This is a genomic window from Streptomyces sp. ATCC 21386 (assembly GCF_018728545.1).
GTDB lineage: Bacteria > Actinomycetota > Actinomycetes > Streptomycetales > Streptomycetaceae > Streptomyces.
This window is the reverse complement of the sequence record NZ_JAAVVL010000001.1, coordinates 206376-227272: the sequence shown is the minus strand read 5'-3', so window position 1 is coordinate 227272 and position 20897 is coordinate 206376. Positions and strand designations below refer to the sequence as shown.

General features: G+C 70.6%; 22 protein-coding genes. 13 read left to right on the top strand and 9 right to left on the bottom strand.

What is annotated here, in order from left to right:
* The first annotated feature begins 4 nt into the window (after positions 1-4).
* Positions 5-766, top strand: a complete 762-nt coding sequence (locus GWK25_RS01070) for a DUF4142 domain-containing protein (RefSeq protein WP_215447954.1) — start codon at positions 5-7, stop codon at positions 764-766.
* A gap of 128 nt (positions 767-894) precedes the next feature.
* Here GWK25_RS01070 and GWK25_RS01065 read toward each other — a convergent pair whose 3' ends face one another.
* From GWK25_RS01065 to GWK25_RS01055, 3 genes are all read right to left on the bottom strand, one after another.
* Positions 895-1575 (bottom strand): hypothetical protein, encoded by a 681-nt coding sequence (locus GWK25_RS01065; RefSeq protein WP_308404147.1) that lies wholly within the window; start codon positions 1573-1575, stop codon positions 895-897.
* A 187-nt stretch (positions 1576-1762) separates the two neighbouring features.
* The gene (locus tag GWK25_RS01060) at positions 1763-2299 is read right to left on the bottom strand and encodes a MarR family winged helix-turn-helix transcriptional regulator (RefSeq protein ID WP_215447952.1); all 537 of its coding nucleotides are present in this window, start codon (positions 2297-2299) and stop codon (positions 1763-1765) included.
* A gap of 80 nt (positions 2300-2379) precedes the next feature.
* Entirely contained in the window at positions 2380-3471 is a 1092-nt protein-coding gene (locus GWK25_RS01055; RefSeq protein ID WP_215447951.1) for a PP2C family protein-serine/threonine phosphatase, read from the bottom strand.
* 189 nt (positions 3472-3660) lie between these two features.
* Between GWK25_RS01055 and GWK25_RS01050 the strand changes: the two genes are divergently transcribed.
* The gene (locus tag GWK25_RS01050; protein ID WP_215447950.1) at positions 3661-4164 is read left to right on the top strand and encodes a nitroreductase family deazaflavin-dependent oxidoreductase; all 504 of its coding nucleotides are present in this window, start codon (positions 3661-3663) and stop codon (positions 4162-4164) included.
* A 138-nt stretch (positions 4165-4302) separates the two neighbouring features.
* On the opposite strand, the gene GWK25_RS01045 is transcribed toward GWK25_RS01050, so the two are convergent.
* Positions 4303-5520, bottom strand: a complete 1218-nt coding sequence (locus GWK25_RS01045) for a lactonase family protein (protein WP_251828643.1) — start codon at positions 5518-5520, stop codon at positions 4303-4305.
* A gap of 305 nt (positions 5521-5825) precedes the next feature.
* Here GWK25_RS01045 and GWK25_RS01040 point away from each other — a divergent pair, with 305 nt between their 5' ends.
* The 5 genes from GWK25_RS01040 (at position 5826) to GWK25_RS01020 (ending at position 10551) form a co-directional block, all read left to right on the top strand.
* Positions 5826-6353: a hypothetical protein gene (locus GWK25_RS01040; RefSeq protein WP_215447948.1), complete on the top strand. Its 528-nt coding sequence runs from the start codon at positions 5826-5828 to the stop codon at positions 6351-6353.
* Positions 6350-8275 carry a copper resistance protein CopC gene (locus tag GWK25_RS01035; RefSeq protein WP_215447946.1) on the top strand — a complete coding sequence of 642 codons (1926 nt, stop codon included), beginning with the start codon at positions 6350-6352 and terminating at the stop codon, positions 8273-8275. Before GWK25_RS01040 ends, GWK25_RS01035 begins: the two co-directional genes overlap by 4 nt.
* Positions 8276-8393: 118 nt before the next feature.
* Positions 8394-9209 (top strand): hypothetical protein, encoded by an 816-nt coding sequence (locus GWK25_RS01030; protein WP_251828642.1) that lies wholly within the window; start codon positions 8394-8396, stop codon positions 9207-9209.
* Between the two features lie 110 nt (positions 9210-9319).
* Complete coding sequence (locus GWK25_RS01025) at positions 9320-9982, top strand: superoxide dismutase family protein (RefSeq protein WP_215447943.1); 663 nt, start codon at positions 9320-9322, stop codon at positions 9980-9982.
* A complete protein-coding gene (locus tag GWK25_RS01020) occupies positions 9961-10551 on the top strand; it encodes a copper resistance protein CopC (RefSeq protein ID WP_215447940.1) in 591 nt (196 codons plus the stop codon). Before GWK25_RS01025 ends, GWK25_RS01020 begins: the two co-directional genes overlap by 22 nt.
* A gap of 73 nt (positions 10552-10624) precedes the next feature.
* Here the strand turns inward: GWK25_RS01020 and GWK25_RS43125 are convergent, their stop codons facing one another.
* The gene (locus tag GWK25_RS43125) at positions 10625-11371 is read right to left on the bottom strand and encodes a DUF3040 domain-containing protein (RefSeq protein WP_251828641.1); all 747 of its coding nucleotides are present in this window, start codon (positions 11369-11371) and stop codon (positions 10625-10627) included.
* Positions 11372-11557: 186 nt separating this feature from the next.
* Between GWK25_RS43125 and GWK25_RS01010 the strand changes: the two genes are divergently transcribed.
* A complete protein-coding gene (locus GWK25_RS01010; RefSeq protein WP_215447937.1) occupies positions 11558-12538 on the top strand; it encodes a TerC family protein in 981 nt (326 codons plus the stop codon).
* A 359-nt stretch (positions 12539-12897) separates the two neighbouring features.
* Here GWK25_RS01010 and GWK25_RS01005 read toward each other — a convergent pair whose 3' ends face one another.
* The 4 genes from GWK25_RS01005 to GWK25_RS00990 all read right to left on the bottom strand — a co-directional run bounded on the left by GWK25_RS01005 (position 12898) and on the right by GWK25_RS00990 (position 17006).
* Positions 12898-13119 (bottom strand): DUF2180 family protein, encoded by a 222-nt coding sequence (locus GWK25_RS01005; protein WP_215447934.1) that lies wholly within the window; start codon positions 13117-13119, stop codon positions 12898-12900.
* 481 nt (positions 13120-13600) lie between these two features.
* A complete protein-coding gene (locus tag GWK25_RS01000) occupies positions 13601-14560 on the bottom strand; it encodes a DNA-directed RNA polymerase subunit alpha (RefSeq protein WP_215447931.1) in 960 nt (319 codons plus the stop codon).
* Between the two features lie 820 nt (positions 14561-15380).
* Entirely contained in the window at positions 15381-16526 is a 1146-nt protein-coding gene (locus GWK25_RS00995) for a site-2 protease family protein (RefSeq protein ID WP_215447928.1), read from the bottom strand.
* 114 nt (positions 16527-16640) lie between these two features.
* Positions 16641-17006, bottom strand: coding sequence for a hypothetical protein (locus GWK25_RS00990; protein WP_251828640.1), 366 nt, complete (start codon positions 17004-17006; stop codon positions 16641-16643).
* A gap of 113 nt (positions 17007-17119) precedes the next feature.
* Between GWK25_RS00990 and GWK25_RS00985 the strand changes: the two genes are divergently transcribed.
* The 5 genes from GWK25_RS00985 to hpnR all read left to right on the top strand — a co-directional run bounded on the left by GWK25_RS00985 (position 17120) and on the right by hpnR (position 20846).
* Positions 17120-17686: a retropepsin-like aspartic protease gene (locus GWK25_RS00985; RefSeq protein WP_215447926.1), complete on the top strand. Its 567-nt coding sequence runs from the start codon at positions 17120-17122 to the stop codon at positions 17684-17686.
* A 122-nt stretch (positions 17687-17808) separates the two neighbouring features.
* The gene (locus GWK25_RS00980; protein ID WP_215447924.1) at positions 17809-17955 is read left to right on the top strand and encodes a hypothetical protein; all 147 of its coding nucleotides are present in this window, start codon (positions 17809-17811) and stop codon (positions 17953-17955) included.
* Positions 17952-18521, top strand: a complete 570-nt coding sequence (locus tag GWK25_RS00975; protein ID WP_215447922.1) for a PRC-barrel domain-containing protein — start codon at positions 17952-17954, stop codon at positions 18519-18521. Before GWK25_RS00980 ends, GWK25_RS00975 begins: the two co-directional genes overlap by 4 nt.
* Positions 18522-18524: 3 nt before the next feature.
* Entirely contained in the window at positions 18525-18965 is a 441-nt protein-coding gene (locus tag GWK25_RS00970; RefSeq protein WP_251828639.1) for a PRC-barrel domain-containing protein, read from the top strand.
* A gap of 402 nt (positions 18966-19367) precedes the next feature.
* On the top strand, positions 19368-20846 hold the full coding sequence (gene hpnR, locus GWK25_RS00965; RefSeq protein ID WP_215447920.1) for a hopanoid C-3 methylase HpnR: 1479 nt from the start codon (positions 19368-19370) through the stop codon (positions 20844-20846).
* The last annotated feature ends 51 nt before the right edge of the window (positions 20847-20897 follow it).

Below are 20897 nucleotides of genomic sequence, written 5' to 3'. Positions count from 1 at the left end.
AACCATGCGCATCCCCCGTACCGCAGGAGCCATCTTCATGAGCGGCGGCCTGCTGATGACCGTCGTCGCGCTCGCCTACCCCGCCATCCTGGGCGTCGAGAAGACGGCCACCTCGACCGAGCGCATCATCGCCAACACGCCGTTCGGTCCGCTGACGGAGGCAGACCGGGACTTCGTGATCAAGGTGCGTTCGGCAGGGCTGTGGGAGTACCCGCTGGGAGAGATGGCCATGGAACGCGGTACGACCCCGGAAATGAAGGAGGCCGGCGAGCACCTGGTCGTCGGGCACGCCGGCCTCGACGAGATGTGCCGCAAGATCGCCCCGGAACTGGGCATCACGCTCAACAACCAGGCGAGTCCGCAACAACAGCAGTTCGTGGCCACCGTGGACGCGGCCCAGGGCAAGGAGTTCGACTCCACCGCCGTGCAGATCATGCGCGTCACGCACGGCCAGATCTTCCCGGCCATCGCCAAGATCCGCGCCAGCACCCGCAACACCCTGGTGCGCCAGCTCGCCGACCTCGCCAACGACACCGTGCTCGACCACATCACCGTGCTGGAGAAGACCGGCCTGGTCAATCACGAGAACGTCAACTACCAGCAGACCAATCCACCGAAGCTGCCGAAGGAGCAGGCCACCCCGCCCGTGCCCCAGCCCGGCGCTCCCATGGTCGTCCTGACCCCTCGACCGGACCTGGACGTGAACACGGCCGCCCCGACCGCTCCCCCCAGCCCTTCGGCGTCGGCATCCGCCGGCGAGGAATGACGCGGAGCCCCACCGTGACGGGTCGGCCCGGCCCCGCGCCTGCCACCGGAGAGACGGGCGACCGGGGCCGAGCGGCACCCGGCCAGGAGGCTCGCGTTCGACGAAGGGCTCCTCAAGCCTCAGGAGCCTCAGGAAGGCGGATCAAGCCGGAAGGACCGTACGACGGCAAGCGCACACCCGACGACGAGCGCGAGCGCCACCGCAGCCACCCCCAGCAGCGGGCCACGGTCCGTACCCGGTGCCACACCTCGTGGCGGCACCGCTCCCTTCGGGTCGAACACGACCGTCAGGGCGTCCCCCGGCCTGGTCGAGCCCGCACATCCTCGCCAGATCCGTGTCGAGAGGGGAGCCCCGGCCCGGTCGGCCACGGAGCACAGGTACCGTCCGCTCTCGGTGCCGGTTCCGGGCCCGCCCTCGACCAGGGTCACCACCGCGGGCCGCACCTCACCCCGCTGGGTCAGCACCAGCCAGCCGGCCACCTGAGGCGTGAGCAGCGCCAGGCACAGCCCGAGCATGGTTGCAATGCCGACGAGCGCGCGGCCCGCGCCGGTGATCACGAGGTAGAGGGCGAGCGCGCCTACGATCACCAGTCCGCCCTCACCGGCCGCCAGCGCCGGATGCCCGGTCCAGACCCCGGCGATCCCGACTCCGACGATGGTGCTCACCGCCAGGGCACCGACAAGGATCCCTTCGGCGAGCAGCCAACGCGGCGGCGGACCGACGAACTCCGCGGGTCCCCACACAAAGGCCGTCACATGGGCCGCCAGGCCCGTACGGCTGTCCGGCCGCGGTCGAGGGGGTCGACGCACCCGCCGCTCCTCCCCGGTCGTCTCCCGATGTTCGGAGCCGCGCCACCCGTGTGATGATCCAGGACGTCACGACATCCCCACAGCCCCCTTGCATTATGCAAAAGAGCCAAGAGGGAGGAACAGTACGATCAGGCCGGCCAAAGGCCGGAACCGACCGAAGGAGCTGGGGCCGTGGCCGCGGGTGCGGTCAGGCTCCCCTGGGCACGACGGAGTCCACCCAGCCCAGGGGATACAGCTCCGTGTCGCCCCCCGCGGCCGGGGCGAGCGGTTCGCCGCCGGCCTCGTTGAAGGCGGTGAGCGCGTCCACGGGGGCGGACCGCTGGTCCGGTGACAGGCGCTCGACGATCCCGGCGATCTCCGTCCTACGGCGGCCGGTGACGTCCTCGACGGTGCGTCGCCCCTCCTCCGTGAGCTGGAGCACGGTCTCACGGCGGTTGCTGGGATTGGTCTGCCGGTCGGCGAGCCCGGCGGCGATGAGCCGGTCGACCATGCGCATGGCGGTGGACGGCGCGACCTGGAGGAGGTCGGCGAGGGTGACCAGCTTGGTGGCCCCGTGCGTGGAGAGCACCACGAGCATGCGGAACTGGGGCAGCGTCACCCGCTCCTCCACCTCGGCGAGCGACCGGGCGGAGACGGCGACCAAGAGTCTCGACGCGGTGAGCACCGCACGGGTCACCACGTCGACATCGTCCATGTCCCCGGCCGGGGCCTCACGTTGCACCATGCGACCTTTGTACCTCGCCGCGGGCGCCGTACGCTCAGCTCATAGGAACAGATTTTCCACTCCCATGACCCTTCCATGGTTCATCTCGGTACCCGGGTCCCCCGGCCGTTCCCGTGTCCGCGGTAGCGGAGCAGCAGCATGGCGGCGTCGTCGTGGGGCGGTCCCTCGGCGTGGCCCCGCACATCGCGGCGAAGCGCGTCGAGCGCGGCATGCGCGTCGGGGTCCTTGAGCAGAGCTGCCCGTTCGGCGAGTGGATAGAAGTGCCCGTCCTCGTCCCGCGCCTCGGTGACACCGTCGGTGTACAGCAATAACTGCTCGCCTGGGGCGAACCCCACCCGGTACGGCCGCGGCCCGGCGTCGCCGTGCGCGCCCAGCCCCAGCGGCAGCGTGTGAGCGGGCGGCTCGGGGAAGTCCGCGGTGCCGTCGTCCCGTACCAGCATCGGGGCCGGATGGCCGTAGTTGAGAAGGACCGCCTCGTGGTCGGAGCCGATCTCGGCGAGGATCGCGGTGACGAACTTCTCACCCTCCAACTCGCGTTCCACGCTCCGCTCCAGCCGTTCCCCCAGCCCCACCAGGTCCGGCTCGTCGTGCGCCGCCTCACGGAACGCGCCGAGTACCACCGCGGCCGTCTCCACGGCGGCCAGCCCCTTGCCCTGCACGTCCCCCACGATCACCCGGATCCCGTGCGGCGAGGCGACCACCTCGTACAGATCGCCCCCGATCCGTGCCTCCGCCACGGCCGAGGTGTACGACACCGCCGCCTGCAGCGGTCCGGCCGTCAGCGGCACCGGCCGCAGCAGTACGCGCTGCGCCACCTCCGCGATCGAGCGCACGCCGGCCAGCTCCGCCTCCCGCCGGGAGCGCGTCACGGCCGCCGCGATCCCCGCGCCGGTGACACCCACGACCGACCCCAGCGCGGCGAATCCCCGGCGTTCCGCGAACAGCCCGTCGTAGATTCCGAGCCCGACGCACAGTACGAGCGCCGCCACACCCGTCAGCGCGGTGCGGCGCCAGCCGCCGACCAGTCCGGCGAAAGCGGGCCCCAGCGACACCAACGGCAACAGTCCGACCCCCGGCCCGACCACGACGTCCACGACGGTCACCACCGCCATGACCCCGCCCGGCATCCACGACAGCAACGTGGCGCTCTGCGGCGGTTTCTTCCCGGTCATGGCGTACTCCAGCGGTGTGGCGAACCCTGGAGAGCCGCTCGACCCGGCGCCCTCCCCTCACCTTTAGACTATGCAAGAGTCTGGTCGTGGACCGGCCCTCACCACGAGCCTTTACCCAATCGAGGCCCGGAGGCGACACCGGACCGACCGGGACCGACCGGGACCGACCGGGACCGACGGAGAACGCCGATGACGACACACCAGGACTCCGCCCCGCGCCGCCCTCGCCGTCCCGCCGGATGGCGGCGGGTGCCGCTGCGGCTGCCGATCCTTCTCTTCACGGCGGGGCTCGCTCCCCTCTTCGGTAAGCGGCTGCTCCTGCTGCACCACATCGGCCGGGTCAGCGGGCTCGACCGCCGCACGGTCCTGGAGGTGGTGGCGTACGACAGCGAATGCGGCAGCTGGACCGTCGCGGCCGGGTTCGGCCCCGCGTCGGACTGGTACCAGAACCTCTGCCGACACCCGCACACCGTCGTCCAGTTCGGCAACCGCCACCACACCGTCACCGCGCACTTCCTCCCGCCGGAGGCCGGGGCGGAGATCATGGCGGACTACTCCCGCCGGCATCCGCGGACGGCCCGCCGGCTGTGCGCGTTCATGGGCCTGCCCTCCGACGGAAGCGAGACCGCCTTCCTGACGGCCGGCAGCACCATCCCGTTCGTACGCCTCGATGCCTCGGACGGCTACCGCTGAGTTCCTGTCCCCTGAGGTGAGAAGCCACCGCACGCCGGTGACGGCGGGGCGGACCGGCCGTCGACCACCGCGCGGTCCGGCCGGGCGGCGCCCCCGGAGTCGTTCCGGGGGCGCCGCCCACCGCGGTGGCCGCTTTCCCTACACCGCGGCGATGCCTTCCATGCCGGACTCGGCGAAGGCGGGCAGTCCGGTGGCGGTGGTGACCTTGGTGAGTGAGCCGTTCCGGCCGATACGGAAGCCGTCGACCGTGCCGGAGACGGCGTTCTGGACGTACAGGAACCTCTCGTCCTCGGTCACCGCCAGATCGATCACCCCCTGGGACTTGACCGAGGGAGGCGTGGCGATGCCGACGTCATTGGTGAGGGCGAGACGGCCCCGGCGGTCCATGCGGTAGCCGGTGACGGTGGAGTTGCCGGTGTTGCCTCCGTAGAAGAAGTCGCCCGCGCGCTCCAGCCAGCACAGCGTGTCCTGGCCGTTCGGCAGCGGCTTCTGCACCAGTTCGAGGCGGCCGTCGGAGCGCACCTTGTACGCGCTGACCGTCGACTTCGCGGCCTCGGCCACCAGCATCCGCCCGGCCCTGTCGAAGGTGACTGCGAACGGCACCTCCCCGGCGGACCGGTTGACGACAGCCCGCCCGGCCGGGCGCCCGTCGCGCCGCATCGGGAACACCTCGATGGTGTTCGCGGACTTGGTGGTGACGACGAGTTCACGGCCGCCGGGAGTGAACGCGACCTGCCCCGGCGAGCTGCTGAACAACGGCACCGTGTCGTTGTCCAGCCCCAGGGAACGCTGCGAGCCGCGCAGGGGCTTGAGTCCCCCGGCGGTGATCCGGAAGCCCTGGACGCTGCCCTCGCCGCCGGCATTCATGACGTAGGCGACGGATCCGTGCACCGCGATCGAGGCCGGGAAGTCGCCGCCCGAGTCCACCACGCGACGGTCCGTCAGCTTCTGCCCATGGACGCGGAACGAGGTCACCGTGCCGCTGCCCGCGTTGACCGCCAGCAGCAGCCCGGAGGCGTCGTCGTAGACGAGGGAGCCCTGGGAGGCGAGCGAGTCGGTGGGCGCGTCGACCTGGTCGCCGCCCTCGCCGCCGGTGGCGTAACGGCCGGCCGCGGTCAGCTTGCCGTCGTCGCCGCGCTTGAAGGCGTGGATGGTGTTGCCGGCGAGTTCGTTGCCCTGAACGAACACCGCGTGGTCGGCCCCGGTCGACGCCGGTGAACCCGTGTACCGGCGCCCGGTCTCCCCCGCCGACGCGACGGTCACGGTGGCCACGGCCGCGACGGTGGCGAGGACACCGGCTCCGGCGACCGTCAGTCGAACCTGTAACGAGGACCTGCGCCTGGTGTGCCTGCTCATCTCTGTGCTCCTCCTGCCTATCCGCCACCCCGGAACGGTGGCGGGCGCAGCCAGAGTTACCGACGGGACAGGGGTGGCTGAAGGGGTTCGGCTTCCACGTCAGGGTCTTGTAAGAACCACCGGTGGCGATCTCATTTTGTACTGTGCAATGATCGAGCGGGGGCCGTCCGGCAGCCGGCTGCCACCCGGTACCAGGAGTGACGACGGCAGAAACCCGGTGGGGGGTCAGCGCGTCGGCAGCCGGACGCCCCCGCCAGCGGATCCGCCGTCGGGTCGGCACAGCCGAAGAACGGGAAGGGGGAACAGTGGCCGCTCAACCGCCTTACGGCGGCGGGACACCGGACGGGGAAGACCGCACGCCGCCCGTTCCCGACGAGGTGTGGCAGCGGTTCCTCACCGACAGCGAACCCGCGATACGGCGGACCGCGCCCAGGGAGCTCTCCGCCCGGGAGCGTACGGCCCCAGCGCCGCCCCGGCACTTCCCCGATCCGCGTGAGTGGCCGGGGCCCAAGGCGGAACCACCCCCCGTCCACGGCGAATCGGTCTCGCCGTACGAGGCCGAGGCAGTGGGGGAACTCTGGCAGTCGGCAGACCCGTGGCCCGGCCCGCCCTGGCGCGACCTGGACGGCCGGGCGAGGCGCCACCGTGCGGGTCGCGTGCTCGGCACGGCCTCCGCGATCACCTTGGTCCTCGGCCTCTTCGCCCTCCTGACGGCCCCAGGCAGCTCGTACGACGAGCAGGACGACTCCATCTCGCAGCAGTCCGAGCAGGCCCCCACCAGGTGGCCCACCACTGCCGCGACTCCCAACGCCACGATCACGCCGCCCGGATGACACCTCGACTCTCCGCACGCGCGGAAGGTCCCGCGCCGCGGACCGAGCCGTCCGGGAGGCGTGACGTGGAACGACGACTGCCGGAACGACGGCTGACGCAGCAGGGCGGGCGTGGGGGCAGGGCGCTGCTGCTGGTGGTCGCCGTACTCGCCGGTGTCCTGCTGGGCAGCGCTGCGCCCGCCTCGGCGCACGCCGTGCTGACCGGCAGCGATCCACGCGAGGGCTCGGTGCTGAAGACGGCGCCCGAACACGTCACGGTCTCCTTCAACGAATCCGTCGCCCTCAGGGAGGACTCCGTCCGCGTCCTCGACCCCGAGAGCCGCCCGGTGACCGCGGGCGATCCCGAGCACGCGGACGGAGGAGCGAACACCGCGCGTGTGCCACTGACCGACGGCCTGGAGGAGGGCACGTACACGGTCTCCTGGAGGGTGCTCTCCGAGGACGGCCACGCCATCTCCGGTGCCTTCACCTTCGCTGTCGGCGCACCCTCGCAGACACGCGCCGAGACCTCCGCGGAGACGGCTGTCGACCCGTCCGTCGAGGTGCTGTACGGCATCGGCCGGTACGTCGCCTACGGGGGCCTGGCCCTGTTGATCGGCACCGCCGTGTTCGTCCTCGTCTGCCGGCCCGGAGCCACGGCCGCGCGGGTCGTGCGTGGGCCGTTTCTGGTCGGATGGTGGGCGCTGGCGCTGTCGACGGCCGCGCTGCTGCTCGTGCGCGGACCGTACGCGAGCGGGGACGGACCGGCCGCTGTGTTCGACCCCCGGCTGCTGTGGAGCACTGCGGGCAGCCGCCCGGGCATCGCGCTACTGGTCCGCCTGGCCCTGCTGCTCCTGGTGGCCCTGCTCCTGACACGCGGCCGGTCCGAGGGGCGGGCCGACCGCCGTACGGCCGTCGTGGGCACCGCCCTCGCCGTCGCTCTGGCCGCGACCTGGGCGGCGGCCGAGCACGCCTCCACGGGGATCCAGGTGCCGGTGGCGATGCCCTCCTCCGTGCTGCACCTGCTCGCCATGAGCGTATGGCTCGGCGGGCTGGCCGCGCTGCTGCTCACGCTCTACCGCGCGCCCGCCGGCGACTCGCTCCCGTCCGCCGCCGTAGGCCGGTTCTCGCGGCTAGCTCTCGGTGCGGTGGCCGTGCTGGCGGCCACCGGCGTCTACCAGTCCTGGCGCGGGCTCGGCTCGTGGGAGGCGTTCACCACGCCCTACGGCAGGACGCTCGCCCTGAAGACCGGGGCGGTGATCCTCATGGTGCTGGCGGCGTCGTACTCCCGGAGCTGGACCGAGCGGCTGACGCGGCTGCCCCGGCGGGAACCGGTGCCGGCCGCGGTGGGCGGCGACGACCGGGCCCCGCTGTCGGTGCCGGCGATCGGGGCGGACCCCGGACCCGGCGTCGGTCCCGGACCGGACGACGCCACCGGAACCGAGACCGGCACCGACCCTGAGTCTCGGCGGCGCGGCCTGCGCAGGTCCGTGCTCGCGGAGGTGGTGATCGGCGTCGTCGTCCTCGCTCTCACGACCGTGCTGACGGGCAGCCGGCCGGGGCGGGCCGCCACCGAGGCCGCCGCTGCCTCCGAGCAGCCAGTGGTGAACCTGAGCGTGGTCCCGTTCGACACCGGGGCTCCCGCCGGACGCGGCAGGGTGCAGATCACCCTGGAGCCGGGCCGGGTCGGCCGGAACGTCGTCGAGGCCGTGGTCTTCGGTGCCGACGGCGGTCTCATCGCCATCCCCGAACTGCGCCTGACCTTCACCCAGTCCGCGCGGCACGTCGGCCCGCTCGACGCCGAACTCGTCGACCAGAGCGGCTATTGGGGCAGCGACACCCTCGCGCTCCCGTTCCCCGGGACCTGGACGATGCGGGCCACCGTCCGTGTCTCCGACATCGACCAGGTCACCGTCGAGAAGAAGGTGACCATCGCCCCGTGAGACCGGGCGGGGGGGCCACCGGACCGGAGCGCGGTACCCGAAGCGCACCCCCATCTGAACGCTCGCGTCCGGCGGCCCGTAAGAGACGGGAAGCCAGCCAGCACCAAGGAGTTGCCCGATGCCCCGGATGCACCACCTCGGCGGTGGAGCGGGTCGGGAGTGCCGTGTGACGCGCGGCGGCGAAGGAAGCGTCGGCGTCCTGCGCCCGGTAGAGGCAGCCGTGTTCGCGGCCGTGTGCGTCGTGGCCACCGCACTCGGGCATGCGCTGATCTCCGGCGACACTCTGCCTTGGTGGGCGATGGGTGCCGCGTTCACCACAACCGCCTCGGGCGCGTGGTGGCTTACCGGCCGGGAACGCGGTGCCGCCACGGTCGTGGGCGCCACGGTCGTGGCGCAGGGCCTGCTGCACCTGCTGTTCAGCCTGTCCCCCGAGCTCACACCGACGTCGAACGCGGCAGTGGGGGGACCGGCAGCGGCGGGCGTCCGCTCCGGCACGAGCCACGGAGTGGACATCTCCCACTCCGGCATGGCCATGCACCACGCCGGAGCGCATTCCGAGGCGATGGGGACGCCCGCGGACGAGTCACTGTGGTCCGCCGCGACGCATGGCGGCTCCCTCGGGATGCTGCTGGCGCATCTGGTGGCCGCCGTCGCGTGCGGAGTATGGCTGTGGCGGGGTGAGGCCGCCGTCCATCGGATCGCCAGGGCTCTGGCCGCCGTCGTGGTCGCGCCGCTGCGCCGGGTCTATCGGGTGCTCTTCCGTACGGCGGCCCGGCACGAGGTTCCGTCTCGCGGGGCCCTCGTCGGCGACGAGGAGAGCCGTCGGCCCGTCACCGCCGCGCTGAGACACGCCGTCGTCCGCAGGGGACCACCGCGGGAACGCATGCCATTGAGCCGCCCGTCTCCCGCCCCACCACTCGCCGCAGGGCCCTGAAACGCCCGATCCGGTGACATTCGGTCGTGGTCGGAGACAGGCGAGCGGTCTGCGTGCCCCTACGCGCGTCGGCCCGTCCCGTCCACGCTCCACAACCGGGAGTTCACCCCATGAGCCACCGCACAACACCCCCAGCCGCCACACGCCGCCGCCCACGCACCCTTCTCGCCGTCACCTGCCTCACCGTCACCTGCACAGCCGCCCTGCTGTCGGGTTGCGGCGGCGAATCCTCCGAGAAGACATCGAACGCCGCAGCCGGCACGGCGGCGTCCGCGTCGCCGTCCAAGAGCACGGACGAGATGTCCGGCATGGACGGCATGAAGGACATGAAGGACATGGCGATGGGTGACCCGTCGGCCACCCCCGCCGACAAGATCCCCGACGCCGACGTGGTGAAGGGCACCTTCGAGCTGCTCGACACCCGCCCGCCGGGCATGGACGACGTCAAGGGCTCCGCGTGGCTGGCGCAGGGCCCGAAGGGCACCACGGTCACGGTGTCCCTGAGCGGTCTGAAGCCGGGGGCCACCTACATGTCGCACCTGCACGCCCAGTCGTGCTCGGCGAAGAACGGCGGGGACCACTTCCAGTTCGAGAAGGGCGGTGCGACGACGCCACCGAACGAGGTGCATCTGATGTTCACCGCCGACAAGTCGGGCATGGGAATGACGACGGTGAACAACGACAGGAAGACAGGCGAGGACGCCAAGGCGATCGTCGTCCACCCCTCCGAGGCACAGGACAACCGGATCGCATGCGCGGACTTCGAGTTCTGAGGGCGACGACGGTCCTGTCGGGCTGCGTGGGCGTGCTGCTGTTCCTCGGCGGCACGCCCGCCCGCGCCCACACCGCACTGGAGGACGCGTCACCGGGACCGGGGGACACGGTCGGCCCTGGTGCCGAGGTCGTCTCGCTGACCTTCGGCCGGCTGAAGTCCGGCACCACACCGAAGATCGGGCTGGTCGGCCCCGACGGCGCCACCGTGCCCGTCGGCAAGCCGGTCGTGGCCGACGACTCCGTCACCTGCGCCGCGGTCACGGGCCTGCCCACCGGCGTCAACACCCTCACGTACACCATCACCTCCGCCGACGGAGACACCCAGAGCAGCGCCTTCCAGTTCGAGGTCGCGAAGGGCGCCGCGACCGCCAAGTCCGCAGCCGCCTGCCAAAAGCTGAGCCTTCAGCCACCCGACACGGGTTCGGACACGGGCACGGGTTCGGACACGGTCGAGGACGACGCGTTCCTCGGGCTCGGCCGCACCTCGGCCCTGGCCCTCCTCGCGGGGGCGGTCGTCGTGATCGTGGGCGCGGGCTTCCTCACCGTGCGCACACTGCGTGGAACGTGAACGACCACTGACGAAACGCGACGCAGCGCCTGAGCCCGGCCGGGCCGAGAACCGACCGAGCCCAGGCGTTCGTTCATCTGCCGTGGCCGTCGCTGCGCGAGCGGCTCGGACTCCGCGCGCGGCGTCTGCTATGAAGGAGCGCTCCGAGACGGCCCTGGCCGATGCGGCGGTTGCCGTCGCGGCAGGCTGGGAGGCTCAGGTGCTGCCGCGCGGTCGGTGTGCCGATGTCGCCGGGACCCCGGAGGCGTTGGCGACGCGACGTCCTCGGCGGGGCGCGGCGCTCGTTCTGCTCGGTCACGCTCGTACCAGGGCCGCGAGGGGGGTTCTCCCGGCCCGGGTTGTCGGGATCGTACTTGAGCAGCGCGGAGATGAAGAGGCCCACGAGCGCGATGACGGCGAACACGGTGGCGGCCGTCACCCGCCAGTCCCGGCGCCTCTTCCCCTCCTCCTGTTCTCCTGTCTCCTCTTCGTCCTCCCTGCCGATGGAGTGCTCTGCGGGGTGGTGATGTTTCTCCTCGCCATCGGCCCTTTCGGCTCGGTCCGTTTCCTCGGGTGTCTCGACGAACTGGTCGTTGAGCGCGTCCATGGTCGCGGCCAGGGCCGGATCGTCCTGGGCAAGGTGCCGTTCGAGCTGCGCGAGGATGTGGGCCTCATCTCTTCTCGGGTTCATGCCGACCACCTCCGAGTCCTCTTCCATCATGTCCGGGCGCCCCGCATCGAGCGGGGCCTGGGGCTGCCGGAGCATGTGCACGAGGCGGAGGGTCTCCGTCGGCAGCGGGAAGATGAGGGTGGAGTTCCGTTCGGCGGACATCTCGGTCATGGTGGACAGGATCCGCAGGTGGAGGGCGGCGGGGTGGCCTTCGAGGCGGTCCGCCGCGTCGACGGAGCGGTCTACCTACGACGGCACGCTGAGACAGCCGTGCGGACCAGGCCGGAGCGACAAACACCTTCATGTGTTCCAGACTTGAAAGCGATCTTCCGGTCGATCGCGCAGAGGGGCGGATCCGTGCACGACGTGCCGTTCTGGCTGTGGATCGCGTTCGCCGTCACCGTGCTGGTGTCGTTGGCGGTCGACCTGCTGGCGCACCGGGAGGCGCACGTCATCGGCTTCCGTGAGGCCACCGCGTGGAGCGGGGTCTGGGTGGGCCTGGCGGTCCTGTTCGGCGCCGTCGTCTTCCTCGTGGTCGGCACGACCGCCGGTGTCGAGTACACGACGGCGTGGCTGCTGGAGAAGAGCCTGTCGGTCGACAACCTCTTCGTCTTCGCGCTGATCTTCGGCTACTTCAAAGTGCCGCGCGCCTACCAGCACCGAGTGCTGTTCCTCGGAGTTCTCGGCGCGCTGGTCTTCCGGGGGATCTTCCTCGCGGCCGGTGTCGCCGTGGTCAGCCGCTTCACCGTCGTCCTGTTCGTGTTCGCCGCCATCCTCTTCTACAGCACGTACAAGATCCTCAGAGAGGAGGAGGACAGCTTCGACCCCGGCCGTAGCCTCGCCGTCCGCCTCCTGCGCAAGGTCGTCCCCGTCCAGGACGACTACGCGGGCAACCGGTTCTTCGTCAGGGAGGCGGGCCGACGCGTCGCCACCCCGCTGCTCGCCGTCGTCGCCGCGATCGAGGCGGCCGACCTCGTCTTCGCCGTCGACAGCGTCCCCGCCGTGCTGGCCGTCAGCAGCGACGTCTTCATCGTCTACACCAGCAACGCCTTCGCCATCCTCGGTCTGCGCGCCCTCTACTTCATGCTCTCCGGCCTGCTCGACCGCTTCCACTACCTCAGCAAGGGCCTCGCGCTCATCCTCGCGTTCATCGGCGTCAAGCTGGTCCTCCAGGCGTCCCACGAGACGATCAGCACCGCCGTCCCCGAGGTCCCCTCGCTGCTCAGTCTGGCCGTGATCGCCACCGTGCTGGCCGCTTCCGTGGTGCTCAGTGTGCTGCGGCCTCCGTCGACACCTCCCGCGAAGCCGGAGACCCAAGAAAACCCCAAAGAGGACTAAATGTGCCATAAAATATGACTATGGGAAGCGAAAGGCAGCGCGAAGCCACGCCGGCACCCGGACCGCCGAAGCGGATCTGCCCCGTGTGCGAGCACCCCGTGCACTCCGAGGTGAAGCGACACAAGACCATGGGCGTCTACGTCCCCGTATGGTCGGAGGACCCCTGTCGCAACCCGCTCTGCGAGCGGTACGTACCCTCGCCGGCCGGAACAGAGCACCGAGCCCCCGACACGACCGCCCCCTGAGCGGCTCCTGGGGCCAGGGTTCGCCCACAGGCATGCTGATCGGCGCGGCAGAACGCGCCGAGTCGCCGCCGCAGTGGTACGCGGACGGTTCGCGCCGTGATACGCGACCGGGTCTCAGTTCTCCGGCGCGGAGGGCGGGCTCTCCGCCTCGTGGCAGATACCGCACACGAGCCTTCGCGCCGAAGGCTCGTGGGTGGCCTTGCCCATACCGACCAGCTGCCGGATCTCCCTGTGCTCCGCGCGCACATGCTCCCTGCACAGTGCGGCACCACAGGAAGCGCACACCGCCACCGCGGTCGTCGCCTGATCGTCAGCGAGGCAGTCGTAGCACTGCATGATCACTCCCTGGTTGTGCCGTCCCTCCCGTCGACGGAACGGGTCCCCCACCGGACTGTTGGTGAACCCGCGTTCGGCGCCCTGGCACGGTCGAGCGGCCTTCTCCTACCGCGCTCACGGATCCTTCATCAGCCGCCGACCGCTCTCACGCCGTCGCCGGGTCGTGACGCTCACGTCACGCGCACCCCGCGGCCGGTGCACCTGTTCCCGGACGTCAGGGGGCGCCGCCCGGAGAACCAGAGCGGTGCGGGATTCCGGCGCGCTGTGGGGCCCCGTGGGTTTCCTGGCACCGTCACCGAGCGGCCGTCCGGCGCCCGTCGTGCCGTCTCTTCGATCCAGCCGGGCGGCACGAGCCGACTGCTTGGGCGCGGTCTGGCCGACGGTGACCGCTGTGGCGTTCCAGCACTGGCCACGCGAGCGCCTGCCGGGCCGCCACTGCCGCAGCAGCTGCAGGCGGCGCCGTTGAGCGTTCCGGCGTTCCTCAGATGGCGTGAGGTTCGGCTTCGGGGCTTCCTTTGAGGGCCAGGCCCAGGCCGGCCACCTTCGCCCTGACCTCGTCGATCGACTTCGCACCGAAGTTGCGGATGTCGTGGAGGTCGGCCTCGGACAGGGCGACGAGCTCTTCCACGAGGTGGATGCCCTCGCGCTTGAGGCAGTTGTAGGAGCGGACCGTGAGCTCCAGTTCCTCGATCGGCAGCGCCAGGTCTACGGCCAGGGCGGCGTCCGCGGGGGACGGGCCCATGTCGATGCCCTCGGCGTCGACGTTCAGCTCGTGGGCGAGGCCGAACAGCTCCACCAAGGTCTTACCGGCGGACGCCATGGCGTCACGCGGACGCATCGCCTGCTTGGTCTCGACGTCGACGATCAGCTTGTCGAAGTCGGTGCGCTGCCCGACGCGGGTCGCCTCGACCCTGTAGGTGACCTTCAGGACCGGCGAGTAGATCGAGTCGACCGGGATACGGCCGATCTCCTGGCCCACCTGCTTGTTCTGCACAGCGGAGACATAACCGCGACCGCGCTCGACCGTCAGTTCCATCTCCAGCTTGCCCTTGCCGTTGAGCGTCGCGAGGACCAGGTCGGGGTTGTGCACCTCGACGCTGCCCCTCAGGGCGATGTCGGCGGCGGTCACGAGACCCGGGCCCTGCTTGCGCAGGTACATCACGACCGGCTCGTCGTCCTCCGAGGAGAAGACCAGCTGCTTGATGTTGAGGATCAGGTCCGTGACGTCCTCCCTGACGCCCGGCACGGTGGTGAACTCATGCAGAACGCCGTCGATGCGGATGGACGTGACCGCCGCACCCGGGACGGACGACAGGAGGGTACGGCGGAAGGAATTGCCGAGGGCGCGACCGAAGCCCGGTTCCAGCGGCTCGATCACGAACCGGGAGCGGAACTCGTCAACGACCTCTTCGGTCAACGAGGGACGCTGGGCAATCAGCATGAGGTACGGCCTCCGGCTCTTCGGCGCCCGTCAGCGGGCGTCATGGGACGTCAGAGCGTCGAACATCTCTGGGTCTTCCTGAGGATCGAGGTCCGATGTGGGCACCGTCCGGACACTCACGCCGAGAGAAGCGAAGATCCCGCCGCCGGTGTCGGCGAGTGGACGGCCGGCAGTCGGCCCGGCTCCCTCGGGGAGGCAGCCGGAAACAGGCATTTCCAGAGGAAGGGACTGACGGCGGGTTCGAGTCGATGCTCGAACCCGCCACCCATTCAGGGACTGGCGAAGCGTGTCGATGGTCGGCCCCCTTTTGCTCCCGGCATCCCTACTGCCCTCTCACGTCAAAATTTGCATGCTGCAAAATAGCATGCCAGCGTCAAGCGAGCCTTGGGTGCGCACGTGCGGCGGAAGCCCCTGCGGACGCTGCGGTGCGGGTCCGGTCGGGCCGCGGCGCACGGGCAAGGCGGCAGCCCGTCCGACGAGCCGTTCCGGAAGGCGCGCGACGTGGAGGGCAGTGATCGGCGCCGTCGGCGTCCGTTTCCCGCTGGTCGGCACCGTGGGAGTGCTTGCCCGGACGGGCTGCAACGGGCCGGTGCCGCGTCGCCAGAGCCGCGGCAGGCAGGGTTTCGCCCGTCTAGGAGCGGCGTCCGGGCTGAGCACGCAGTCACTGTCTGAGGAAAAGTGCGGCCTCAGGGAACGCGTTGCCCCCGTCAGGGACGAGCAGGGCTGTACCGGCTCCTGCCTGGACGGCTCGCCACTGCTCCACGGCGGGTCCGTCATGGAGCACGGTGCCGGGTACCAGGGACCTCGACGGGCGAGGCCGTCACAGGGTCCGCCGACGCCAGGCGGACGAGGAGCTCAGCCAGGCGGTCACCCGGCTGATGTCGGAGGACGTGACGATGCCGACCAGCCGGTGTCCTTCCAGCACGAGGGCACGATGCGCGGATCCGGCCTGCAACTCGGGGACGAGCCGGGCCAGCGAGTCGTCGGGGCGGGGTGTGGGCAAGTCGTCCACCGAGGTCATGACGTCGGCGACAGTGGTGGACGGTCGTTCCGGTGCCGGAACGGCGTCGGCGCTCTTCAGGGTGACCAGGCCGACCGCGGCGTTCCTGTCGTCGATGACGGGAAACGCCGAGTGGCGGTAGCGGAAGCGTGGGTCGTCGAGGAAGTCGCCGATCCTGGTGCGCGCCAGGACGGTCACCGGGTCGGGTGTCATCGCGTCGCTCACCGGGATTCCGCCCAGAAGCTCACGCAGTCTCGCCTGTCCGCCCTCGGCCGTAGCCACCGCGATGACGAACCAGCCGATGATCACCATCCAGATGCCGCTGAACACGGCCCCCACCAGGACGAGGTACAGGCCGACACCCACCAGGGACCACCCGAGGACGCGTCCCGCGCCCGTGGCCACCGCGGTGGCGCGGAGCGGGCTGCCGGTCTTCCACCACACGAACGCGCGGAGCAGACGGCCGCCGTCCAGGGGCGCGGCGGGCAGGGCGTTGAAGACGGCGAGCAGGAGATTGATCACCGCCAGCCAGACCAGTGCCGCCACCGCGAGTCCGGTGCCGGAGATCCAGGCCAGCAGCCCGGCCGCCAAGGCGAAGAGCCCGCCCAGCAGCAGACTGACCAGCGGTCCCACGCCGGCGATGCGCAATTCCGCTCCGGGGGTGGCCGCCTCGCTCCTGAGCCGCGCGAGTCCGCCGAGCAGCCACAGCGTGATGTCCTCCACCGACACACCGTTGCGGCGGGCGACCAGCGCGTGGCTGATCTCATGCGCGAGCAACGACAACAGGAAGAGCACCGCGGTCACCGCCGAAGCGAGCCAGTACTGCCACGCGGGGCGGTCCGGCTCGGCCTCGCGGAGACCGCCTCCCGCCAGTCCCACCAGGATCAGGGCGAAGACGACCAGTACGCTCCAGTGCACGCCCACCCGGATCCCGGCCACACGCCCCAGCCAGAACGTCGACCGCACAGCGGCCACCTCCCTGGTTCGCCCCTGTTCATCCAGGCACGGCGCCGGCGGACGTCCAGGACCGGTCCGCACGTCGGTAGGGACAGCCACGCGCGTGCCCCGAGTTCAGTGGTGTCAGTGTCCGAACAGGTGTCGGCGCCGGCGATGGCCCGACCGTGGGCGCCGTCCCTCCGCCTCCCCTGCTTCCTGCGCCGTCGTCCGCGCCGCGGGCGCGGAACCTAGCAGCACACGCTCCCGACGATGCCGCTTGCGCCCGGCCGCGAGCAGAGCCAGACCCAGGCAGAAGATCAACGCCAGCGCGACGCCGGACAGAAAGAGCCCGGGCGCGCCGAGTGTCGCGATCCGATTGCCGAAGATCTCCACCGCGTACTCGGGCCCGCCCGAGAAGTTCTCCGCGACGGCGATGACCGCGAACGCCCCACTGGCCAGCACCAGCAGCAACCCCAGCACCAGCACCGCTCTCACCTCCTCCTCCTTCATTCGCTCCGTTCACTCAAGTGATGACCTCTTAAGGCGGAGTACCCCCATCCAGACGACGGATACGATCTGAATAATCCCGTTTTGAGCACCCCTCGGCCGGGCACCCCGCCCATATGACCAGCCAGGACGACACATCGTCCGGGATCAGGCACCGACGCGGGGACCGAAGGGGCTTCGCGGCACTGCTGACCGCGTCGCTGACCGCACTGCTGTTGACCGGCTGCGTCAGCGTCGACGGCCGCGACGGCGCGGAGGGAGACAGCTCCTCCCCGGAGGCGACGCGCGAGGTACCGCTGAGGATCGTGGAGCAGGATGACCGGACGCTGGCCTTCGTGCCGGTGAGCATCGAGGGCCGGGGGCCCTTCATGTTCGCCCTGGACACCGGTGCCTCCACAAGCGTGGTGGACGACGAAGTCGCGGACCGGATCGACCTGGAGCGCACCGGCGAGCGCCGTTCGGTGAGCGGAATCCTGGGCACCGGCCAGGTTCCCGTCGCGGAGGTGGACCGGTGGGAGGTCGGTGACGTACGCCTCGATCCGGGTGAGGTCACCGTCATCGACCTGGGCCCGCCCAGGGGTGGCGGCGGTATCCAGGGCCTGCTCGGTTCGGACGTGCTCAGCGATTTCGGCTCGATCACCGTCGACTACGCCAACGAGGTCCTCCAGCTCCCCGACGCATGACGAGGCGTCATGCCCGGCGGCAGCGGCGCCGGGGCCCCGTCCGAGCGGCACCCGGACGCATGGGGAGAGAACCTGGAAGCAGACGGGAATGTCGGTGAACCCACGGGCGAAGGGACATCGAGATGGAGTGGTGGAGCTGGCTCGTCATCGGTCTCGCGATTCTCGCCGTGGTCGCCGCGCTCGGTGTGGCGCTCCGGGTGCGAAGTCGGTCCGGCGGCGTGATCGCGCAGGGGCGTCGGCCACCGGGCGGAGAGGAGCAGAAGCCATGACCGTCTACATGCGGGCCCGCGAGATCATCAGCAAGCCAGTGGTGACCTTGTCGGGGGACGCCGTCGGACAGGTCAAGGACATCGTCTTCGACTCCTCGACGGGCAGCATCCGATGCTTCACCCTGGTCGGCCGCGGACTGCTCTCACGGCCGCTCCACCAGGCGCTGCGGTGGGAGGACGTCCACGCTCTGGGGCCGCACGCGGTCACGGTCCGCGACGAGCGCGCGTTGGAGGAGGACGACACCGCCGCCCGTCCGGGCAAGGAGGAGCGCGCGGGAGTCAACGTACTGGGCCTCGCGGTCACGACCCGCTCGGGCACACAGCTGGGCACCGTGACCGACGCCGTCGTCGCCACCGGCAGGGCGCCCGTGGTGGCGGGCTACGAGGTCGAGACGGCGGAGCACCGACGTGTTCTGCTGCCGGTCGCCGGTGCGGTCACCGTCTCCGGCGAACGCGTACTCGTCGCCGATATCACCGCGCAGCACAGTGCGGCGAACCTGGGAGGGTTCGCCGAAGCCGTGGAGAAGCTGCGCGACCTGCCCGAGCGCGACTCCCGTGAGGACTGAGCGATGTTGTTCAGCAACGCCCGGAACAGGGCCGTCATGAACCTCATGACGGCCGAGACTGTCGGCACGGTCGCCTCGTGCGCCGTCGCTCCCTCGCCGGCCCGTATCGCCGGTCTGCGGCTGAAGACCCGGGGCCGCGGACACCACACCCTCCCGTGGGAGGGCGTCCGGTCGTTCGGCCAGGACGAGATCGCCATCGAGAACGCGGACCGGCTACGAGACGAGAAGGACATGGATCCCGGTGATCAGGCCGCTCCCGTGCACGATCCCGTCGGAAAGCCCGTCCTGACCGAGACGGGACTGGAGAAGGGCACCGTGATCGACGTCGAGTTCGACGAGCGTTCCGGACGCGTCAGCCACCTCGTGACGGGGGAGGAGCGGATCCCGGGCGACGAACTGCTGGGCATCGGTGGCTACGCCGTGGTCGTCTCCGCGCCGAGGTGAGGTGCACGAACCAGCCGCTTCGGCTCCTCCTCCACCCGCCAGTAGTCCGTTCCGGGAGCGGAGCAGGTCCCGGTGGAAGCCGACAGGGCCGACGCTAAGCCCGTGATCGTGGGTGTGGACAACACCGGTGACCCCAGGCGTTCAGCCTCGTCGGTCTGGTCAACACGGCACGCATGCTGAGCGGCATCCCGACGAGGACGACCCGCCGGGCACCGGGGAGCACCCATCGTTCGGCCCTGCGCAGAACCAGACGACGAATTCATGACGCCCCCCGTCAGAACGTCCGTACCGCCGGGCGACGGCAGAACACGGCCCCGAACGGATGGCCGGGGCACCACGGCGTTTCACGCGCTCACCGCCGTGATACCTCGCAAAGGCCGTCTCCCGCCCCTGAGGTGACTCATGCGCCTGCTGCTCGTCCATCCCAGCGCTCTCATGTACTCGGAGATCTTTCTCCGTCTGGAGCCGCTCGGCCTCGAACGAGTGGCCGGTGCCGCCCGTGACGCGGGGCACCAGGTCCGTGTCGTGGATCTCCAGGTCCTCAACCACACGGATCTCCAGCGAGAGATCGTCTCCTTCCGCCCCGAGGCCCTCGGCATCTCCCTCAACTACCTGGCCAACATCCCTGAGGCGATCGGGATCGCCCGCAGGGTGAAGGCCGCCCGGCCCGGCTGCTTCGTCTTCTTCGGCGGCCACAGTGTCTCCTTCGTCGCGGGGGACGTCCTGGAACAAGCGGAGGGAACGGTGGACGCGGTCATGCGGGGCGAGGGCGAACCCGCGGTCACCTCGCTGCTGCAGGCGGTCGCCGAGGGAGGCGTCGACGGTGTTCCCGGTGTCGTCACGGCGTCGGGCCACGGCCCGCCTCCCCGGATGCTCCACAGCATCGACTCACCCCGTCCCGCACGGGACCTCATGCGCAACCGCGGCCGGTACTTCATCGGCGAACTCGACCCGTGCGCGTCCATCGAGTTCACCCGGGGCTGTCCGTGGGACTGCTCGTTCTGCTCGGCGTGGACGTTCTACGGCCGCAGCTACCGCAAGGCGTCGCCCGAAGCGGCCGCCGAGGAGTTGGGAAGCATCCGGGAGCCCAACGTCTTCGTCGTGGACGACGTGGCCTTCATCCGACCCGAACACGGGGACGCCATCGCGGCGGAGGTGGAGCGCCGCCGCATCCGCAAGCGCTACTACCTGGAGACCCGCGGAGACGTCCTCCTGCGCCACCCCGAGGTGTTCGAACGCTGGTCCCGACTCGGTCTGCGCTACATGTTCCTCGGTATGGAGGCCCTCGACGCCGAGGGGCTCGACCGGTTCCGCAAGCGGATCAGCCCCGACGACAACTTCCGCGCGCTGGAGACGGCGCGGAAACTGGACATCAACGTGGCCATCAACCTGATCGTCGACCCCGACTGGGACGCGGAACGCTTCCGGCTGGTACGGGAGTTCGCCCTGTCCGTTCCCGAGATCGTGCATCTCACGGTCATGACGCCGTACCCGGGCACGGAGATCTGGCACACCGAGGCCCGGCGCCTGACCACCCGCGACTACCGGTTGTTCGACATCCAGCACGCCGTGGTGCCGACCCGCCTGCCGCTGGAGGAGTTCTACCGGGAACTGGTACGCACCCAGGCGGTGATCAACCGCAAGCACCTCGGACTGCGGACCGCGCTGGCGGCGGGCCGCGTCATCGTCGGCAACCTCCTGCGCGGGCAGACCAACTTCGCCCGCATGCTGTGGAAGTTCAACACCGTCTACAACCCGGAGCGGCAACTCGCCGACCACCGCCGCCCGGTCCGTTACGAGCTCCCCGTCCCCCGGCACCTGGACGTCGGTGACCGGCGTCAGCTGTACATCCATGGTCGGGCCACTCGGCCACGCGGGTGAGGCACGCCCTCGCTCTTCGAGAGCCGGTACGACGTGACGTTCGCCGTCCCC

What these genes read in the sequence shown, in the direction of transcription:
- GWK25_RS01070 (WP_215447954.1), top strand. Translation starts at nt 5, where the DNA reads ATGCGCATCCCCCGTACCGCAGGAGCCATCTTCATGAGCGGCGGCCTG.
- GWK25_RS01060 (WP_215447952.1), bottom strand. Translation starts at nt 2,299, where the DNA reads ATGGTGCAACGTGAGGCCCCGGCCGGGGACATGGACGATGTCGACGTG.
- GWK25_RS01055 (WP_215447951.1), bottom strand. Translation starts at nt 3,471, where the DNA reads ATGACCGGGAAGAAACCGCCGCAGAGCGCCACGTTGCTGTCGTGGATG.
- GWK25_RS01050 (WP_215447950.1), top strand. Translation starts at nt 3,661, where the DNA reads ATGACGACACACCAGGACTCCGCCCCGCGCCGCCCTCGCCGTCCCGCC.
- GWK25_RS01045 (WP_251828643.1), bottom strand. Translation starts at nt 5,520, where the DNA reads ATGAGCAGGCACACCAGGCGCAGGTCCTCGTTACAGGTTCGACTGACG.
- GWK25_RS01035 (WP_215447946.1), top strand. Translation starts at nt 6,350, where the DNA reads ATGACACCTCGACTCTCCGCACGCGCGGAAGGTCCCGCGCCGCGGACC.
- GWK25_RS01030 (WP_251828642.1), top strand. Translation starts at nt 8,394, where the DNA reads ATGCCCCGGATGCACCACCTCGGCGGTGGAGCGGGTCGGGAGTGCCGT.
- GWK25_RS01025 (WP_215447943.1), top strand. Translation starts at nt 9,320, where the DNA reads ATGAGCCACCGCACAACACCCCCAGCCGCCACACGCCGCCGCCCACGC.
- GWK25_RS01020 (WP_215447940.1), top strand. Translation starts at nt 9,961, where the DNA reads ATGCGCGGACTTCGAGTTCTGAGGGCGACGACGGTCCTGTCGGGCTGC.
- GWK25_RS43125 (WP_251828641.1), bottom strand. Translation starts at nt 11,371, where the DNA reads ATGACCGAGATGTCCGCCGAACGGAACTCCACCCTCATCTTCCCGCTG.
- GWK25_RS01005 (WP_215447934.1), bottom strand. Translation starts at nt 13,119, where the DNA reads ATGCAGTGCTACGACTGCCTCGCTGACGATCAGGCGACGACCGCGGTG.
- GWK25_RS01000 (WP_215447931.1), bottom strand. Translation starts at nt 14,560, where the DNA reads ATGCTGATTGCCCAGCGTCCCTCGTTGACCGAAGAGGTCGTTGACGAG.
- GWK25_RS00990 (WP_251828640.1), bottom strand. Translation starts at nt 17,006, where the DNA reads ATGAAGGAGGAGGAGGTGAGAGCGGTGCTGGTGCTGGGGTTGCTGCTG.
- GWK25_RS00985 (WP_215447926.1), top strand. Translation starts at nt 17,120, where the DNA reads ATGACCAGCCAGGACGACACATCGTCCGGGATCAGGCACCGACGCGGG.
- GWK25_RS00980 (WP_215447924.1), top strand. Translation starts at nt 17,809, where the DNA reads ATGGAGTGGTGGAGCTGGCTCGTCATCGGTCTCGCGATTCTCGCCGTG.
- GWK25_RS00975 (WP_215447922.1), top strand. Translation starts at nt 17,952, where the DNA reads ATGACCGTCTACATGCGGGCCCGCGAGATCATCAGCAAGCCAGTGGTG.
- GWK25_RS00970 (WP_251828639.1), top strand. Translation starts at nt 18,525, where the DNA reads ATGTTGTTCAGCAACGCCCGGAACAGGGCCGTCATGAACCTCATGACG.
- hpnR (WP_215447920.1), top strand. Translation starts at nt 19,368, where the DNA reads ATGCGCCTGCTGCTCGTCCATCCCAGCGCTCTCATGTACTCGGAGATC.